General features: G+C 35.8%; 21 protein-coding genes and 1 tRNA gene. 6 read left to right on the top strand and 16 right to left on the bottom strand.

Annotated elements, in window-relative coordinates:
* Nucleotides 1-152 precede the first annotated feature (152 nt).
* From ACT53H_RS16370 to ACT53H_RS16360, 3 genes are all read right to left on the bottom strand, one after another.
* Nucleotides 153-1,439 carry a DcaP family trimeric outer membrane transporter gene (locus ACT53H_RS16370; protein ID WP_353156763.1) on the bottom strand — a complete coding sequence of 429 codons (1,287 nt, stop codon included), beginning with the start codon at nt 1,437-1,439 and terminating at the stop codon, nt 153-155.
* A 272-nt stretch (nt 1,440-1,711) separates the two neighbouring features.
* Nucleotides 1,712-1,903, bottom strand: coding sequence for a hypothetical protein (locus ACT53H_RS16365; RefSeq protein WP_034591627.1), 192 nt, complete (start codon nt 1,901-1,903; stop codon nt 1,712-1,714).
* 73 nt (nt 1,904-1,976) lie between these two features.
* Nucleotides 1,977-3,236, bottom strand: coding sequence for an MFS transporter (locus tag ACT53H_RS16360; protein ID WP_476009676.1), 1,260 nt, complete (start codon nt 3,234-3,236; stop codon nt 1,977-1,979).
* 128 nt (nt 3,237-3,364) lie between these two features.
* Here ACT53H_RS16360 and ACT53H_RS16355 point away from each other — a divergent pair, with 128 nt between their 5' ends.
* The 4 genes from ACT53H_RS16355 to ACT53H_RS16340 all read left to right on the top strand — a co-directional run bounded on the left by ACT53H_RS16355 (nt 3,365) and on the right by ACT53H_RS16340 (nt 6,423).
* Nucleotides 3,365-3,991, top strand: coding sequence for a lysophospholipid acyltransferase family protein (locus ACT53H_RS16355; RefSeq protein ID WP_174759664.1), 627 nt, complete (start codon nt 3,365-3,367; stop codon nt 3,989-3,991).
* 66 nt (nt 3,992-4,057) lie between these two features.
* Nucleotides 4,058-4,975, top strand: a complete 918-nt coding sequence (locus ACT53H_RS16350; protein WP_476009675.1) for a patatin-like phospholipase family protein — start codon at nt 4,058-4,060, stop codon at nt 4,973-4,975.
* A gap of 104 nt (nt 4,976-5,079) precedes the next feature.
* A complete protein-coding gene (locus ACT53H_RS16345; RefSeq protein WP_004789340.1) occupies nt 5,080-5,541 on the top strand; it encodes an NfeD family protein in 462 nt (153 codons plus the stop codon).
* A 27-nt stretch (nt 5,542-5,568) separates the two neighbouring features.
* A complete protein-coding gene (locus tag ACT53H_RS16340; RefSeq protein WP_004789339.1) occupies nt 5,569-6,423 on the top strand; it encodes an SPFH domain-containing protein in 855 nt (284 codons plus the stop codon).
* 63 nt (nt 6,424-6,486) lie between these two features.
* Here the strand turns inward: ACT53H_RS16340 and ACT53H_RS16335 are convergent, their stop codons facing one another.
* From ACT53H_RS16335 to prpF, 3 genes are all read right to left on the bottom strand, one after another.
* A complete protein-coding gene (locus ACT53H_RS16335) occupies nt 6,487-6,855 on the bottom strand; it encodes an MmcQ/YjbR family DNA-binding protein (RefSeq protein WP_476009674.1) in 369 nt (122 codons plus the stop codon).
* A 58-nt stretch (nt 6,856-6,913) separates the two neighbouring features.
* Nucleotides 6,914-7,825, bottom strand: a complete 912-nt coding sequence (locus ACT53H_RS16330; RefSeq protein ID WP_476009673.1) for a polyprenyl synthetase family protein — start codon at nt 7,823-7,825, stop codon at nt 6,914-6,916.
* 162 nt (nt 7,826-7,987) lie between these two features.
* Nucleotides 7,988-9,175 (bottom strand): 2-methylaconitate cis-trans isomerase PrpF, encoded by a 1,188-nt coding sequence (gene prpF, locus ACT53H_RS16325; RefSeq protein WP_476009672.1) that lies wholly within the window; start codon nt 9,173-9,175, stop codon nt 7,988-7,990.
* A gap of 378 nt (nt 9,176-9,553) precedes the next feature.
* Here prpF and ACT53H_RS16320 point away from each other — a divergent pair, with 378 nt between their 5' ends.
* A complete protein-coding gene (locus tag ACT53H_RS16320) occupies nt 9,554-10,933 on the top strand; it encodes an amino acid permease (protein WP_004789335.1) in 1,380 nt (459 codons plus the stop codon).
* A 101-nt stretch (nt 10,934-11,034) separates the two neighbouring features.
* Here ACT53H_RS16320 and ACT53H_RS16315 read toward each other — a convergent pair whose 3' ends face one another.
* Nucleotides 11,035-11,289: a TIGR03643 family protein gene (locus ACT53H_RS16315; RefSeq protein WP_013196941.1), complete on the bottom strand. Its 255-nt coding sequence runs from the start codon at nt 11,287-11,289 to the stop codon at nt 11,035-11,037.
* Between the two features lie 311 nt (nt 11,290-11,600).
* Here ACT53H_RS16315 and ACT53H_RS16310 point away from each other — a divergent pair.
* Nucleotides 11,601-11,673 (top strand) — tRNA-Arg (locus ACT53H_RS16310).
* Between the two features lie 12 nt (nt 11,674-11,685).
* On the opposite strand, the gene ACT53H_RS16305 is transcribed toward ACT53H_RS16310, so the two are convergent.
* From ACT53H_RS16305 to ACT53H_RS16265, 9 genes are all read right to left on the bottom strand, one after another.
* The gene (locus tag ACT53H_RS16305; protein ID WP_151768303.1) at nt 11,686-12,156 is read right to left on the bottom strand and encodes an SMI1/KNR4 family protein; all 471 of its coding nucleotides are present in this window, start codon (nt 12,154-12,156) and stop codon (nt 11,686-11,688) included.
* A gap of 287 nt (nt 12,157-12,443) precedes the next feature.
* The gene (locus tag ACT53H_RS16300; RefSeq protein ID WP_353156745.1) at nt 12,444-12,875 is read right to left on the bottom strand and encodes a hypothetical protein; all 432 of its coding nucleotides are present in this window, start codon (nt 12,873-12,875) and stop codon (nt 12,444-12,446) included.
* Between the two features lie 277 nt (nt 12,876-13,152).
* Nucleotides 13,153-13,464, bottom strand: a complete 312-nt coding sequence (locus ACT53H_RS16295) for a hypothetical protein (protein ID WP_353156742.1) — start codon at nt 13,462-13,464, stop codon at nt 13,153-13,155.
* Nucleotides 13,465-13,634: 170 nt separating this feature from the next.
* Nucleotides 13,635-14,135 (bottom strand): hypothetical protein, encoded by a 501-nt coding sequence (locus tag ACT53H_RS16290; protein WP_353156739.1) that lies wholly within the window; start codon nt 14,133-14,135, stop codon nt 13,635-13,637.
* Between the two features lie 43 nt (nt 14,136-14,178).
* Complete coding sequence (locus ACT53H_RS16285; protein WP_353156736.1) at nt 14,179-14,631, bottom strand: hypothetical protein; 453 nt, start codon at nt 14,629-14,631, stop codon at nt 14,179-14,181.
* Nucleotides 14,632-14,666: 35 nt separating this feature from the next.
* A complete protein-coding gene (locus ACT53H_RS16280; protein ID WP_353156733.1) occupies nt 14,667-15,176 on the bottom strand; it encodes a hypothetical protein in 510 nt (169 codons plus the stop codon).
* A gap of 138 nt (nt 15,177-15,314) precedes the next feature.
* Nucleotides 15,315-16,190 carry a glyoxalase III HchA gene (hchA, locus tag ACT53H_RS16275; RefSeq protein WP_476009671.1) on the bottom strand — a complete coding sequence of 292 codons (876 nt, stop codon included), beginning with the start codon at nt 16,188-16,190 and terminating at the stop codon, nt 15,315-15,317.
* A 208-nt stretch (nt 16,191-16,398) separates the two neighbouring features.
* Nucleotides 16,399-17,409 carry an NAD(P)H-quinone oxidoreductase gene (locus ACT53H_RS16270; protein WP_174759379.1) on the bottom strand — a complete coding sequence of 337 codons (1,011 nt, stop codon included), beginning with the start codon at nt 17,407-17,409 and terminating at the stop codon, nt 16,399-16,401.
* Between the two features lie 32 nt (nt 17,410-17,441).
* Complete coding sequence (locus ACT53H_RS16265) at nt 17,442-18,338, bottom strand: AraC family transcriptional regulator (RefSeq protein WP_174759380.1); 897 nt, start codon at nt 18,336-18,338, stop codon at nt 17,442-17,444.
* Between the last annotated feature and the right edge of the window lie 57 nt (nt 18,339-18,395).

Here is an 18,395-nt window from a genome sequence, read left to right as displayed (position 1 = left end):
GCTTTACTGTAGAAATTGAAACTTAAAAATGACTTAAATAAAAAATGATCTAATACATAAATCTTAAAAAATACTTATTTCAAAATTTTTCTAATAAAAAGACGAGGTTAAATTTAACCTCGTCTTTTTTGATTTTTAACTAAATATTGTTCTTAGAAGCTATATTTAGCCATTAAACCAACACGGTTATCTTTGTAAGATTTACCATCAAAAGTATCACGCTTACCGTTAACGTATTCAACACCTAAATCAATTGGTTTAACTGGTGTGTAAATCACGTTAAGCCATGCTTGTTGAACTTTTTCATTAGCAGATGCATTTAATCTTGCAAAATCAGTGCCGTCATCAGCGAATTGAGCACCATATGCTAAAGTCGAACGCAAGTTAGGTAAAATCTTATAAGTTCCACCCACTTGTACTGCTACAAATTCATTTTGCTCAATAGAATTACCTTCTACTGCGTAAGCAGAGTTACTACCATATAAATAGGTATTATCACCTACAACATATGATGCATCAGCAAAGAGTTTTAAAGGATCAGATACTTTAAAGTCTGTACCAACAGCTACACCCCAACCAGTTTTCTCATCATCAGCAAGCTGTGATTTATAATTTTCTACTAAAACACGAGCTGATGCAGAACCTTTACCCTCTGCATAACCTTGAGTGATTTTAGCAGTTAATGCAGGTAAGCGATATTTAAGACTGTCACCCGTAGAAGATGTTGAACTGTCCGCTTTTTCTGCAGAAACAAACAATTGAGTTGTTGGACCTAATTTGTAGTTATAACGTACTTGTGGAACACGTTTAGTACCACCACCAATGTTTGTCGAGAAGTCGATCATTTCTGGTGCATGATTAGCCAAGAAGTTCGAAGTTGTTTGACCGAATAACCAGTTGTTATACGTTAAGTAAGCATGACGAATACGTAATCCATCATTTGTACCTGCAAAGTCAACTTCGATTTTACCACCAACTTTAGCGTCATTTACTGGAGCAGTAAAATCTAAACCAAGACGTGTAGTTTTAGCAGTCGCACGCAATTTATCTTGTGTTTTACCATCTGACTTACTTACGTCGTTAAAGTCGTTATCCGCACCTTCAATAATATAATTAGCGTCGCCACGAACAAAACCATATAGGTTCACATCAGCACCCGCTTTAGATTTTAATGATGCTAAAGGTGAAACTGGTGCAGCAACAGGTTGTGCCTTAACTTCAGCAAGTTGAACTTGCTGTTGTTGCTGTACTTGCTGCTGTTGTTGCTGCACTTGGCTTTGTTGTTGAATTAAAGCTTTTAAAGCCTCAACTTCTTTACGAAGCTGTTGAATTTCCGCTTTGTCGGAAGTCGCAGCATGTGCCCCACTCATCATTAAAGCTGTAACTGTAAGCGCTAAACTTTTAACAACGAAAGATTTACGATTAAGGAATAGATCCATCAAAAACTCCAAAAATATATTTTATGTTGCCTATCCATGCTAAGTTGATTTACGCCATTAAATTAGGGGGCTAAAAAATCAACTCTCCTCCACTCTGGTTACATTAATTTTATTACCGCAACCAAAACCAATTTCAACGCTGTGCAAGACTAAAACTCTGAATTCAAAATATAAAAAATATACTTTGCTTTACAGAATTTCACCTTAACTTCATGTTCTAACGAATCCTACACAACTCTCTTATCTTATAGAATGATTAAATCGTTATTTCATTATTCTTTTTTAGACTTTAGGCTAATATCCAATCTACTTGAACATTTTTCTACCCATTTTAATTGATTCACATGATTTTTCTTGTTAACAAAATCCATTTTTACTCCAGTTAGCTTCCATTTGCTACCCAAACAAGATGGCACAATTAATAGAGCATTTAAATAGCTAAAAACATACATTTTTAGAAACATAGACAAAGGTAGTAGATAATGACTAGATCATTCCTTAATCGATATTAAATTTCTTTATTTCATTTAGTTAACATTATTTTTCTTGTAGTTTTGCATGTTTCCAGAGAGAAATAGGGAGCAAAGTAACAGTGCCAATAATGACAATAGCTATCAAATAATGGAAATAACCGAAAGCATCTCCAAACACACCACTCAAACTATAAAGCCCCCCACTCACAGTCGCCATGACTGAAACCTGAAAGGTGAAATCTGTACCTGCATATTCTTTTCGACTGTAGTGCATGACTAAGGTCAACATCACCACCAACAACATTGCCGAGAATGCATCCTCTAAAGCATTGACTGTATAGATAGCCCAGACATTGAGTTGAATTTTCTGTTCGTAAGCATAAGCTAAATAGGCATAAGCCGCTAAACTCATGATTTTAAATACTGAAAAAATAATTAAAGTGGTAGGTCTAGAGAAGTATTTAAGCACTCCACCAGCTATTGCTGCCCCTGCCAGTGCTGCCACTGCACCGAGCATGGTGATATAAACGCCAATTTGAGTAAAACTTAGCCCCATATCGACCAGTAAAGGTTTAAGTAATGGTCCGGCTAAACCATCTGCTACTTTAAAAGTAATAAGTACAACTAACCAAGAACGAAGCTCTTTATTTTCAGAGAAATAACTCAAGTAGGCTTTAATTTTTATGACTAAATTTTGCTGGCTAGATTTAAGTTGATGAGCTGAATAAGCTGCATGTTTAGGTTCTTTAAATAATAAAACGGGTAAAGTATTTAAAAACACCAAGACCGCTAATAGTAAAAAATTGGGTTGCCATGTTAACCAGTCTAAACACCAGAGTACGGCACCTCCCCCGACAATAAAACCGAGTCGGGAACCAATCACCTGAAATGTATTTCCCCAATGTTGTTGGTCATGCTGTAACAAATTGACGGCCAAAGCATCGGTCGCAATATCTTGTGTTGCTCCTGTTAAGTTCATTAAAAGAAGCGAAATAAAAAAGGCAAATAAATAAAGAGGCTGATCTAAAACCTGAACTGGGAAAAAAGACAAAATACACAGCACAGCTACCGTCAAAAACTGAGTAGGTAAAATCCAACTACGATAATGCCCCAAACGGGAAAGTGCATGTCGGTCAACCCAGGGCGCCCAAAAGATCTTAATTGACCAAGGCAACATTAATAGACCAAAACCACCAATATAAGCGAGTGACACACCTTGTGCCCTTAAAATAACAGGTAAAGCATGAGTCATAAAACCCACAGGTAGCCCTTGTGCCCAATATAAGGAAAATAGCAGAAGATAAAGATTTTGCTGCCGAAACATATATACCTACTTTTTATTTCTTTAATGAGGAATAACATCAAATGTCATGTTGTTCTTACATTTTGCCAATGAAGCATATATTTCAAAAGATTAAGATAAAACTAGGACAAGTTAAAATTTAAAAAAATATGGATCAACATTTCCCTAATTTACCTGATTTGGTACCCCAACGTGGTACTGCTTTAAGCCGGGCACTATTTAAAAAACTTTTTTTAGCGCAAGGTTGGACAATTGAAGGCGAAGTTCCTAATTTTCCAAAAGCAGTCGCGATTATCTCGCCTCATACTTCAAATATTGATGGATGGTATGGGTTTCTCGCTATTTTCGGATTAGGCATTCAAATTACGGTATTAGGTAAAGATGCTCTATTTAAACCACCATTTAAACGAGCTTTAGATTGGGCCGGAGTCATTCCGGTTAAACGTGATACAGCAAATGGACTGACTGAACAAGTGGTTGCCACTATTCAAAAATATGACAAAATCTGGATTGGAATGGCACCCGAAGGCACACGTAAAAAAGCAAAAAAAATGAAAAGTGGTTTTTATCATATTGCTGCAAAGGCCAATATTCCTATTGTCATGTTTTCTTTTGATTATGATCATAAAACGATTCATTGCTTAGGCCATTTGGACCCAAGTGGAAATTATGATGAAGATCTACAAAAGATTTTTGATCGCTATGAAGGGAAAATCTCCCCAAAAAACCGTAATTGGCTTGCGGAACCTTTACAAAATCTAGTGAAAAAAACCTAGCAAAAATTGATCGAATCTGGTCTTATGACCCCTCTTAATTTATCTCGACATAGATTATTTTTAAAGATGAAAATTGCTCAATTTGCCAGTATTGGATTTATCTCTCTAGCACTCTTTGGCTGTGATAAATTTAGCAAAACACCAATGCCGACTACCTCAATTAAAGCCCGTGAACCTGTAATTGCGCTTGCTTTAGGTGGCGGTGGAGCAAAAGGATTTTCACATATTGGTGTGATCAAGGTTTTAGAGTCTCATGGAATTAAGCCTAAAATTGTAACGGGTACTAGTGCCGGTAGCTTTGTGGGAAGTATCTACGCAAGTGGACAAACGCCTTATCAATTGCAAAGTCTGGCTCTGAAATTACAAGAGTCTGATATCCGTGATTTAACGCTTAACCGTCAAGGCATTATTCTCGGGCAAAAGTTACAAGACTACGTTAACCGTAATGTGGGTAATAAACCGATTGAGAAATTCCCAATCCGTTTTGCGGCTGTGGCAACTCGTCTTGATAATGGTCAAAAGGCAGACTTTATTAAAGGTAATGCAGGCCAAGCAGTACGCGCCTCTTGCAGTATTCCAAATGTGTTTGTACCAGCAACTATTGGTAATCAAAAATATGTAGATGGCGGATTGGTGAGTCCAATTCCTGTTAAAACAGCTCGTGATATGGGAGCTGATATTGTGATTGCGGTTGATATTTCTGCGCGTCCGGCAGGTAATCGCCCAGCCAATATGTGGGGATTACTAGATCAAACCATTAATATTATGGGTCAACAAAGTATTAATGAAGAACTCAAGCAAGCCAATGTTGTGATTCAGCCTAAAGTAGGCCATTTAGGTACACTGGACCTCAAATCAAGTAATCAGGCAATTTTAGAAGGTGAAAAAGCTGCTCAAGCTCAAATTCGTCAAATTGAGAGTGCGATTGCAACCTTCAAAAAATCTCCAGCAGCATTTAAGCCAGCACCACGCTCTAAATTCTAATTGGGGTGGTTTTTTTCTATCCACATTTCCCATCATCTGCTACAGTGGTAAAAGTGATATTGAGTCACTTTTACTCACATAAATATATATAAAAGAGCAGATCTATGGAGTTCGTTGTACAACCTTGGCATTGGTTTGTATTGGGTATCTTACTTATTCTTTCTGAACTGATCCTCCCTGCCTTTGCTGCACTCTGGTTTGGTATTGCCGCCATTATGGTGTGCATTCTCTATTGGTTATTTCCAGATATTAGCCTCACAACACAAATTGTATTGTGGATAATACTATCAGTGCTATGCACCATTCTTTGGTTCAAATTTATTAAACCCTTATCGATTGATAAAACTAAAGCGGGATTACCCCGTGAAGCAACGATTGGTCAAATTGGAATGGTGATTCAAACTGGTCTAGACCATGATCAAATTATTGTTCGCTTTCCAATGCCTATTTTAGGGGCCGATGAGTGGAATTGTCGGAGCACCACTCCTGTTAAAGTGGGCGATCGAGTTAGAGTTATTGATATTTCGGGTAATGACTTAATTGTTCAAACCCACGGTACTTCATAAACATTAAAGATAAAGAGAGGGTATTTTATGCCAGTCGGTACTATTATTGTGTTAGCCTTTTTGGCTTTTGTTGCTGTTACCATTTTTAAAGGGGTCCGTATTGTTCCTCAGGGCTATAAATGGATTGTTCAGCGTTTAGGTAAGTACCATTCTACGCTAAATCCAGGGCTTAATTTTGTTATTCCCTATGTAGATGAAGTGGCTTATAAAATTACCACGAAAGATATTGTGCTCGATATTCCATCACAGGAAGTCATTACACGTGATAACGCTGTATTGCTTATGAATGCTGTAGCCTATATTAATTTAACTACACCGGAAAAAGCAGTGTATGGTATTGAAAACTATACATGGGCTATTCAAAACCTTGTACAAACCTCATTACGTTCTATTGTTGGTGAAATGGATCTAGATGATGCATTGTCTTCACGCGATCATATTAAAGCTAAATTAAAAGCCGCTATTTCTGATGATATTTCGGATTGGGGCATCACCTTAAAAACAGTTGAAATTCAGGACATCCAACCTTCTCATACCATGCAAGCTGCTATGGAAGAACAGGCTGCTGCAGAACGTCAACGTCGTGCGGCTGTCACTAAAGCAGATGGTGAAAAACAGGCTGCTATTTTAAGTGCAGAAGGTCGTTTAGAAGCATCACGTCGTGACGCAGAAGCCCAAGTTGTTTTAGCTGAAGCATCTCAAAAAGCGATTTCAATGGTGACTAGCGCAGTCGGTGATAAAGAGATTCCAGTTGCTTACCTTTTGGGTGAACAATATGTTAAAGCAATGCAAGATATGGCGAAATCAAGTAATGCCAAAACTGTGGTTTTACCTGCCGATGTCTTGAATACAATTCGCGGTATTATGGGAAAGCATAATTAATTTCATTACTTCAAATAAGTAATTGAAATCAAAACGGTGACTACAATGTCGCCGTTTTTTATATTATTGGTTTTTTAATCTTTTCTGATCTTTCAAAGGTAGTTTTTTTACGACTAAATCATAAGAATCATGAATTAAGTCTTGAAGTAAATCGCTTGTTAAATTCTTATGCGGTGTAATCGAAATCCAGTGTTTTTTATTCATGTGATAACCCGGAACAATAAATGAATAAAGCTCTTGATATTCCTGACTTTTATAAGGATCACATTTGACATTAATCATTTTGACACCTGCTACTTCCGTTGTCAGCATGAATATTTTTTCTAAGATTTTAAAAACTTCATATTCTGGCCCAAATGGATGGGTCTGTTGACTAAATGGAAGATTTCTCGCAATTTCAATTGCTTTTTGATGGAGTTGTTCACCATTCATTTTTTTCTCCTTTATTCATTTCTCATGAATAGAAGTTATGCATATTAATTTAATATTATTAGTTCGTGCGCGCTAAAAGAAATTGTGAGATATCAACTAATTCTTTTGCATTATCACCAAAATGAGCCAAGGCCTCAAAAGCTTGATCATGCAATTCTTTGGCATAAACCTGTGCTTGTTCAAGACCCATTAAAGCTGGATATGTCGACTTCTGTACTTGCTCATCCTTACCTGCAGTTTTACCCAAGGCTTCAGTACTCGAAGTAATATCGAGAATATCGTCTAATACCTGAAAAGCTAAACCAATAGTCTGGCCATATTGGCGTAATTTTGGAATTGCTTGATCTGTTCCAGAAAAAATGGTGACCGCACCCATCATAATGGCAGCCTGAATGAGTGCACCAGTTTTATTACGATGAATATTTTCAAGTTCATCTTGAGCAATTTGCTTAGCTTCAGCTTGTAAGTCTAAAACTTGACCACATACCATTTTTGAAGTGGCTGTTGCTAGAATCTGGATTTGTTTTAATACAATTGCAGCATCAGTACCCTGCCCTTGCTCATCGAACAAACGGCTACCTAAAACCTCAAAAGCCATTGATTGTAAAATATCACCTGCAAGCAAAGCAGTATCTTCACCAAAAGCAACATGACACGTTGGCTGACCACGACGCAGTAAATCATTGTCCATACAAGGCAAGTCATCGTGCGCTAGCGAATAACAATGAATTAACTCTACAGCAACCGCCGCACGACGAGCCGCCGCAAAATTTGGATTTGGCTGTAAAGAAGCCGTGGCATAACACAAAGCTGGACGCACACGTTTTCCACCAAGCATAACTGCATGGTGTACTGCACTTTTTAAAGGCTCTGGAATTGAGAACGCGGCCAGTGTCGTCAATAAGTCTTGTTGAATACGTTGTTGAGCTTGTTTTAAAACATCCGCATTAACTTGAGAGAGTGATGACACAGTCGCCTCGATAAAATCAGTAGAGAAATTTTATTGAATGTAATGAAGCATTCATGCGCTACATCATACACGATTCACTGTGGAAAGTGGGTGATGAGTTTTTGAAGGCAACTGTAAAAAAGCCTCTACATGATTGAGAGGCTTTTTCTTATTTAACGACTTTTAGAAGCTGTCACCTGGGACGCGTACCCAACCTTCCATTAACACACGTGCACTACGGCTCATAATGGCTTTTTTAACGACCCATTGATCGTTAATAAGTTCCGCTTGAGCACCAACACGCAATGTTCCAGAGGGATGACCGAAACGTACCGCTTCACGTTCGCCACCGCCCGCCGCTAAATTTACTAAAGTACCTGGAATAGCGGCTGCCGTACCAATCGCAACGGCTGCTGTTCCCATCATCGCATGGTGTAACTTACCCATCGACAAAGCACGAACCAGTAAATCGACATCAGTCTCTGAAACTGACTTACCACTTGAAGCAGTGTAGTTTTTCGGTTTAGAAACAAAAGCAATTTTTGGTGTGTGCTGACGCGCAGCTGCTTCTGAAATATCTTTAATTAAACCCATCTGTACCGCACCATACGCACGAATTTTTTCAAAGCGTGCCAGTGCAGCTGCATCACTATTAATATGATCTTGTAATTCAGTACCTTGATAACCCAAATCTTCTGCATTTAAGAAAATGGTTGGAATTCCGGCATTAATAAAAGTCGCTTGGAAACGACCAATATCAGGAACATCTAATTCATCAACAATATTCCCTGTCGGGAACATATCGCCGCCTTCTTCACCATCATCGGCAGGGTCTAAAAACTCAATTTGAACTTCAGCGGCAGGAAACGTCACGCCATCCAACTCGAAATCACCAGTTTCTTGAACTTGACCATTGGTGATAGGTACATGCGCAATAATGGTTTTTTGAATATTTTTTTGCCAGATTCGAACCGTGCATAGGCCATTTTCTGGAATACGATCTGCATCTACCAAGCCATTTGAAATCGCAAAAGAACCAACCGCAGCAGTCAAATTACCGCAGTTACCACTCCAGTCTACAAAAGCCTGATCAATTGAAACCTGACCAAACAAATAATCAACATCATGATCTGGCTGAGTACTTTTAGCGAGAATAACTGTTTTGCTGGTACTCGAAGTGGCTCCGCCCATCCCATCAATTTGTTTTCCATAAGGGTCTGGACTACCAATGACACGTAGTAAGAGCTGATCTCTTGCTTGTCCTGCAACTTGGGCTTTTTCTGGCAAATCATCAAGCTTAAAAAAGACACCTTTACTGGTTCCACCACGCATATAAGTTGCTGGAATTTTAATTTGCGGTACTGAGCTCATATCAACTGTTATCCTTACTATTATGTTCTTCTATATCAAAACAAGCATTCTTGTTTACCCTTCTCTGCATCTTAAATTGTTTTAAGGCCAAGAGATAGCGATCTGCTTTATACATCAATCGTATTGACGCGAGCATATTTTGAGAATTTAGCAATATGCTTGCAATGACTTAATCTAAGCAAAATCTATGAAAAAAAGTCTATATGAAATTATATTTTTTAGAGCACTTTTCACTCTATATTGAAATATTAAAAGTAAACCAATGATTTTAAATATATTTTAATATTACTTTTCAGTCACAGCTTATTAATTTGTAGTCTAGGCTAAAATAACTCCATCTATTAGAATAATTTACTTATTCATTGTGAGTGAAGACCTTTGACCAACGAATCTTCTACACTGCAACGAGGACTAAAAAATCGACATATCCAATTAATTGCTATGGGTGGAGCAATTGGTACCGGATTATTTTTAGGCTCGGCGCAAGTGATTCAATCTGCGGGACCATCCATTATTTTAGGATATGCCATTGGCGGCTTAATCGCGTTTTTGATTATGCGTCACTTGGGAGAAATGATTGTTGAAGAACCTGTTGCAGGATCGTTCAGCCATTTTGCGTATAAATATTGGGGGAAATTTCCCGGATTTTTAACCGGATGGAACTATTGGATACTCTACGTTCTGGTTGCGATGAGTGAACTCACCGCGGTAGCCAAATATATTAATTATTGGTGGCCTCATATTCCAGCGTGGACTTCTGTCTTATTTTTCTTTGTCGTGATTACGGCAATTAACTTAACCAACGTCAAATTTTATGGGGAGTCCGAATTCTGGCTCGCTATTATTAAAGTTGCTGCGGTTATCTCTATGATTGTGTTTGGGCTTTATTTGCTCTTTACAGCAGATGTAGGTTCAAGCATTTCATTTAGTAATCTTTGGTCTCATGGTGGTTTTTTTCCAAATGGCTTTAGCGGCCTGTTCTATATGTTGGCTTTCTTGATGTTCGCTTTTGGTGGTATTGAACTGATTGGTATGGCCGCAGCAGAAGCAAAAGATCCGAAAAAAACCATTCCAAAAGCAATTAACCAAGTCGTTTTCCGTATCTTGATTTTCTATATCGGTTCATTGGCAATCTTACTTTCATTAGTGCCATGGAACCAATTAGATCTTGGCGGTCTCGACAAAAGTCCATTTGTTATGATTTTTAGCCAAATGGGAATTGGTTGGGCTGCACACTTACTGAACTTTATTATTCTAACTGCTGCTCTATCTGTTTATAACAGTGGGATGTTTGCAAATAGTCGTATGCTCTACAGTCTCGCTCAACAAGGGAATGCACCAAAAGTTTTTGCAAAAACCAATAAACAGGGGGTTCCTATTCCCGCTGTTCTGCTTTCTGCTTTATTAATCTTTGGTTGTGTTCTTTTAAATTACTTTGTACCTGAAGATGCTCTTGGACATCTTATGTATGTTGTGGTTGGTGCACTTGTTCTAAACTGGGCAATGATATCAATTACACATTTGAAGTATAGACGCTTTGTTAAGCATGCGAATATTAAGACATCTTTTCCAGCGTTATGGTCACCTTTTAGTAATTACTTAGTTTTAGCGTTTATTGCTGTGGTTCTCTATATTATGTGGACTCAAGGCTTCAAAGAGTCAGTAATGATGATCCCTATTTGGATTACAGCAATGCTCGTACTTTTTGATTATTTAAATCCTAAAAAACTAGATTCCATTGAGAATCCTGAAGAATAAATAAATCTAAAAAGCCATTGTCTAGACAATGGCTTTTTTATTCATCATCAGATAATTAAGCATTATAAAAATTAAAATTTCATCGACAATAAAATTAGATGTTATGCATATTTATACTGACGCGAACAGTAAGCTCGTTCAATTTCTGGCGAACGTAATTGTTGATGCTTAGTTTTACGCCCTGCCATACGTTTGCGCCAGAGTTTAAAACTATTGGTTTTCAGGTTGTATCTCATTAAACGAATAACTTCGCTTTCACTTAAGCCATATTCTCGCTCAATTGCTTCAAATGGAGTGCGATCTTCCCATGCCATTTCAATAATTCTAGATAAGTCCTGTTCATCAACTTTTTTCATGTTATGCCCTTTTGAATTATACGATAGCCAAATCTGATTTTTAACAAACAACCTTCTAGGAATAACTTCACCTACCCGATTGCTTGTCTTAAACCTTTTCGTGTTTTGCTTCAGATCATAGAAAGATCAACATGAATTTTTTGTGATTTTTTTAGCTTTCTAAACTGTTTTTCTACAAGACATAAGTGTTCGAAACCATTGAATGGTTCAACTTTATCTTTATTGCCCACTATGGCAAAAGTTTTAATAACTAAAACGTAAAAAAGCCATTGCCTTCGCAATAGCTTTTTTGTTTATAATCAGAAAATTATGCGCCCTTAGCTTAACTGGATAGAGCAGTTGCCTCCTAAGCGACCGACGTGGGTTCGAGTCCCGCAGGGCGCACATATAATAAGATTATAAAGATGACTTTATTAAATTTAAAATAAACTCTCCGTAATCTTTTGCGACTTCAACCAACGTATCATTATCTTTAGAAATATTTGGATTCCATTCATATACAGCTCCCTCCTCTTCATCCTTCATTTTAGAACAATCTAAAACATAATAATATCCGTCTGAAGTCTGTGAAATTATAAGTAAGTGCTTAGGAAAATTATTTTTTTCTCGATCATGCAGGGTTAACCAAATTGCATCAGGAATAGATGAATTTTCAAAGTCTTCATCAATAACTCCATAAAACTCTTGCCCAGCAATATCTCCAGCTCCATATCTTTTCAAAAAAACCTTATAGGTTTGAGGAAAATTAATATCTAAAACTTGCTCAGCCTTATTAATTAATTCGTCCGAACACCCATTCATAAAATCAGCGTCATCGGGGTTTTCCTGAATTAGTTTAAAGGCTTCAGTTAAATCTTTCATGCTCATCTTAATTACTACCTAAAGTCATCAGCGCGTTCTTTCCAATATTGTTTTTTCAAGTATCAAAACTATTTCTATATTTAAATAAAAATAGGGAACTTAATTTATAAAGCACCCTATTTCATATTAAGACCTAAAAAATTATTTTAATAAACCACCCTCTTAAAATCACTTTCACTAGGAAAAATAACATATCAAAAGGCTGGCTCACCTCATCAGTTAAGGTACAAAACTAAAGTAGTAATGCCTATACAAGATAAGCTACAAGTCCAGAGTTATAAACTACATCTGACTCAACAAATTTTACTATCTACAACCATTTTGTTCTCATTTAAATAAAAACAACCTGAACCATGATAGCCTGCCCCACCATCAATCGAATAATAATATTGAGTATTTAACTTTAGCTGCTTGGGTTTTACAATCTCTTTAAATCCACTTGGTTTAACTCCATAAGTCCATTTATAGGCATAATCATTTTTAAAATTAAACCAACTTATTTCCCTGCTTATCTTAATCTCCCATACTGTTTCTTTCAACGTACCAGCAGGAACAGTGCTATTATCCATCACATAAAATCGAAAACCACTATCAAGCTTTTTGGCATCACTTTTAGATAGCTGAAATATAATTCCATTATTAGCATTACCCGAAACAAGTAAATCAACTGTACCAGAGCATGCTACTAACACTGGTATAAGTAGTAAGCTATACAAATTCCCCATTACCAGCTGCCTCCAGCACAACGGTTTTTTATAATGTTAGGCGATCTACCTCTAAATATTCCTACAGAAAAATCACTTTACTGTTAAATATTATATAAAAAAATTGCTTATTATTAACATACTGAAAATCATAAATATTAAATCAGATTTATCCTTAGCCCATATAAAGGCTGAATTTTCAAAGGCGATATGACTTAGCTCTAACGAATCTTTGTCCTGAACCACCTTAAGACTCAAATCTAATTTATTCATATTAACAATTCATCCTTTATTAAAATTATTTATCTAATAATGGATTAAGCATCATATAAAAATGAAAAAACGTACTTGAAAAAATTATCATCCATCTCCCTATAACCTCTCCATTAGTACTTGATTCTGTAATGGGAAAAGTTTCAGCAAATAATCCATTACACCAAGTAGAGATACAAACATAACAACTTAAAAAACTAGCAAAAAAGTATCCATAGTCAATTAATCCCATCTTAACTTGCATAAAAATACTTAATAAAGTTAAAAATAAAATTAAAAAAACTATCTTTTTTTTATGCATTTTAAGCAGATAAAAGTAAATTTCCTTTAATTTCATATTAGAAGCTCTTAATCTTAAAATTTATATTCAGTGATACTTACTACCATATTCAAACATTTATTTATATTCATTAAATATTCTTGATCACAATTTCTTTTAAAAATTTAGTTATAGCCTATATATTTACTATAATTTTTCAAATTATTTACTGAGTCAATAATAAAAATTTAATTTCCCTCTTTGATATAAATCTTACTTGTTATAGGTAAAACACCTATTTTATCTCTAATTAAAGGATTCCAAGTATCTTTATCCTTTAACTCATCTAATATATAAAAAATAACTATTTTATTTCCTATAGAATAAAGATGACTATACTCTTTTTTCAAATTTTCATTCGTAAATACTACTCCTTCATATATCTCTTCTTCAGTATTATCTGACTCAATAGTTATCATTGTATTGTCATCAACAAAAACATTCCTTTTACTAAGATCAACTATTACCCCGCTTACAATATATGTTTCAACATTACCTTTTTCAATATTATCCCACCACTCACTTGTTCCATATAAACCATACACTCCACTTAAACCACTATTAGTAGTGCTATCTAGAGTCAAAGCATGTGTAGATCTCATCTCATCTTCCCCATTTTTTTCCAACCATATTTTTAAATCAAAAATTAATTTATATCCTTGATTAATCAATGCACAATTCCCTATCATTTTATTTAATCCTTATCTATTTTATAATTTGTAACTATCTAAATTATTTATCTTTTTTTAAAAATATATTGTACGACTCCTCTCTTCCATCATAGAAAAACAAGTCATCAATTTTTTCTAACAAGTAAAAATCACCTATTATTTCTTTAAGCCCATTAAAAACAAAACCTTTTGAATTAGATTTTAACCCTAATGATAATTTTTCAATTAACAAAGAGTGGTTTTCACAATATGAAAATATTTTAATTAAAGAATGAATTTCTTCATTACAAGGTATATCTACAGTAAGAGTAAGCAAAAAAGCTTTCATATAAAATAAAGTGTTCTTTTCAACTTCGGGAAAGCTAACATATCCAGAAAAAACCCTCCTATTAACTCCACTTTGGTTGTAAATAATATCATTTTCATTACCACCAGAAGGAAAAATAATATCTTTATTTAATTTAATATAACCTACATAGCTATAGGCTATAATATTAATTTCATCTTCATCCATATTAAATCCCTACAATCCATTAATATAAAATAATTTTAACCTCCACCCTTAATGTAAACTCTATTAAGTAATGGAGAAACACCCAATTTCTCTTCTACTACCCAATTCCAAGTATCTTCCTCTTTTAATTTATCAAGAATATAAATAGATACTATCTCATTTCCAGCTTTGTAAAGCTCTTCACTAATAGTTTTTTCTCTTTCACTCGTAAAAACTATATCTTGAAAAATTTCTTTATTCGTTCCATTTACTTTAATTGTAATCATTGTATTCCCTTCTATAAAAGGATTTTCCTTATTAATCCCAACTATTACTCCTTTCACACAATAAGTTTCTATATTGCCATTTTTGATATTTTCCCACCATTCAGCTGTTGCATATAAACCATTGTCGCCCTTAAGCCCCATAGTTGTTCCCTTATCCAACGTAGTTTGCTGTATATTTTTGATGTAATTTTCATCCATCAAGATTGAAGAAGATGACCTTAAATCAAATACCAACTTATACCCTTGCTCGAGTAGATTTATATCTTCTATTTTCATCATTTTAATATTCTCCTATTTCTTACTTATTATGCTGATTTTACATTACTTATCTTTTTCAATTTTACACCTAACACATTATTTATTATAAAAAAATAGGACTTAATAAATATAAGCCCTATTTCTATAAAAACTGTTTACTTAATCCTTCACTTCAGCCAACAATGTTTCAGCTGCAAGTTTTCCTAAATTATTAGAAGCAAGCGGACTATCACCAGTTAGCAATTTACGATCTCTATGACATTGACCTGTAATGCCCTTATTTAAAATTTCTACACCGAGTTTTTCAAGGTTTTCACCTACTAGCCAAGGTAAAGCTCCAGGCATATAACCAATATCAATATTTGCTCCCTTATCTAATGAATCAGGGAATACACAAATTTGATAGCCTTTAAAAATATAGTTTTTTGGCTGTTCATCTACTGCCGCAGCCAGTAATGAAGCTGGACCATGACATAAAGTAATAATAAATTTATCTTGTTCAACCGCCCATTTAAGAACTTTTTTCACTTCAAGGCTATGTGGAATTTTAGCTAATACGCCATGCCCACCCGGAATAAATACAGCCGCATATGGTGAGTTTTCCCCCACTGCGTTTTCTAAAATATCAGTTAGCTTTAATGGATTTTTTAATTTTTCTGCATATTTCTGAAACGTGTCTAATACCACTTGTTCTTGCTTTGGCATCGCCCACATTTCAAGTTTGGCAGGATTCCCTGAAAGTGTTGCAACATCAATTTCAAAACCAGCATTATCTAAATGAAACATCGGTAAAAGCATTTCTACAGGATGGTTGCCTGTTGAAAAGAACTTACCGTTTTGCATCTGGATATAACGCTCATCAGTTGCAATCATTAAAACTTTTTTATTGCCCGCATACGGTGTTGAATAAGTCGTGCCGTCGTAATCGGTTTTAGGAGCAGTATATTGACTTAGTGAATAAGGTGATGGGAAAAAGGCATTATCTTCAGCCAAATCTGGAGTAGGATTTTTATCATCAATATTTGCGGTATTCATTGTTACTATCCTTCTTTCATCAATATGGAAAGAAATAATAAGGTAAGAGCCAATTATTATTTCTTCTCAATTTATAGGTGAAGTTATGGAACTGGTGCAAACTGCAAATAGAATTTGGCAATTTTTATAGAGAAATAGGCAGAATCTAGAGTTATAAAATTCAGTTTAGGCGAACCTGTCGTTCGCCCAATCTTTAATAATTACAGCGTTACGCATTCATTTCTAAAACGATCTTTCCAATATGATCACCTTGTTCCATACATGCGTGAGCACTTTGTACATCTGAAAAAGCATACGTTTTATAGATTTGCGGTAAACATTTACCTTGTGCCAAGAGCGGCCATACATGCTCATGCAAAGATTGTGCAATCTCTGCTTTTTCTTGGCTATTACGTGCTCGCATCGTTGAACCCGTAATTGTGGCACGTTTTAAAATCAGTTTTTGTAAATCAAATTCTTTTGCGATTCGACCACCCATAAAACCAATAATGACAAGTCGGCCATCACGTTTTAATAGATTTAAATTTTTCGTGAAATAAGAACCACCCACAATGTCCAAAATGACATCAACACCTTGATCTTGTGTATGTTTCAAAATTTCTTGCTCAAAATCTTGGGTTTTATAGTTAATTGCTGTGGTGAAACTAGAGAGTGCTTCAACTTTATCTTCACTACCAACGGTAGCAAAAGTTCTAATTCCTAAAGCGTGGCAAATCGCTAAAGCTGTGGTTCCAATACCACTTGCCCCACCATGAATTAGTGCGGTTTCATCTTTCTTTAAACGGCCGATATCAAACAGGTTTGCCCAAACCGTAAAGAATGTTTCCGGAATCGCAGCAGCTTGTGTAAAAGATAGATTTTCAGGAATTGGTAATACTTGAGTTGCAGTTACCGCGCAGTATTCCGCATAACCGCCGCCATTTGTTAGCGCACAAACTTTATCACCAACCTTGAATTGATCTACTTGGTCACCTACAGCAACCACAACACCAGCGACTTCAAGTCCGGGTATTTGAGTAACACCTTTAGGCATTGGATATAATCCCATACGTTGCAAAACGTCAGGACGGTTAATTCCAGCAGCCTTTACCTCAATTAAGACTTCATCTGCTTGAGGTACTGGGAGACTAGCATCTTGAACTTTTAGAACCTCAGGTCCACCAGGAGCCGTAATTTCAATAATTTTCATGGTTGTTGGAAGGGTCATATAATGCTCCATGTTTGATTTATATTTCAAAATACTAATCTACGTTAAATAATTGAGGACTTGGGAGGAACGCCAAACAGTCGCTTAAATTCTCGGCTAAATTGTGAAGCACTGACATAACCAACCTCATAGGCGGCTTCTGCTACACCCATTTTATTGTTCATGATCAATTCACGAGCCTTATGTAACCGAGTAATTTTGATGTACTGTAAGGGCGAATAATTCGTCACCTTTTTAAAAGTCTGATGAAAAAGCGAGATGCTCATGCCTGCTTGTTTCGCCAACTCTTGAACCGTTAAGTTATGATAATAATCACGCTGAATAATTTCACAAATGGTGTAAATCACGCCATTTCGACTTGCTATAGCGGATAAACTCTCGACTAGATTGCCACCTGAGGCCTGCACCACACGATAAACCAGTTCTCTTTTAACTTGCTCACCTAGTATAAAAGTATCTTGTTTAGAGCGAAGTAAATTGAGCAATCTGAGAGCAACCTCTGAAATGGTGGCATTCATGTCGATCACTCTAAGCCCGCAGCTTAATTTTAAATCTTCTGAATGAGCATCTTCAGTAACCACTTGTTGCTGTTTATCCATTTTAGTAATGAGATCAGTCATCATTTGTGGTTCAAATTTTATTGCAATCGCCAACATGGGTTCATTATTTTCAACAACAGTATCGCAATCAAAAGGTATTGCAATTGAGATGAATAAACACTGCCCTTGTTGAAATTGAAAGATTTCTTTACCAATATACCCTCGCTTCAACCCCTGTATAACTAAAACAATTGAGGGTTCTTGCAGCACGGCAACAGGAGGTGTGGAATGATCTACACGCATCAAAGTGATGTTAGAGATAAAAGTGGGATAGAGACCTTCTGCTGGAGCCAAGTGCAAAAATGCATCGACCAAATGTTCTGTAAGATGATTTTGCGGCATAGTTTTATTGTGAGAAGTAATCTAATAATCAATATAACAATGAACCTAAAATGAAAA

Source organism: Acinetobacter sp. DMC2, assembly GCF_056314305.1.
The sequence above is the reverse complement of the archived record's forward strand: the minus strand, read 5'-3'. Positions and strand labels throughout refer to the sequence as shown.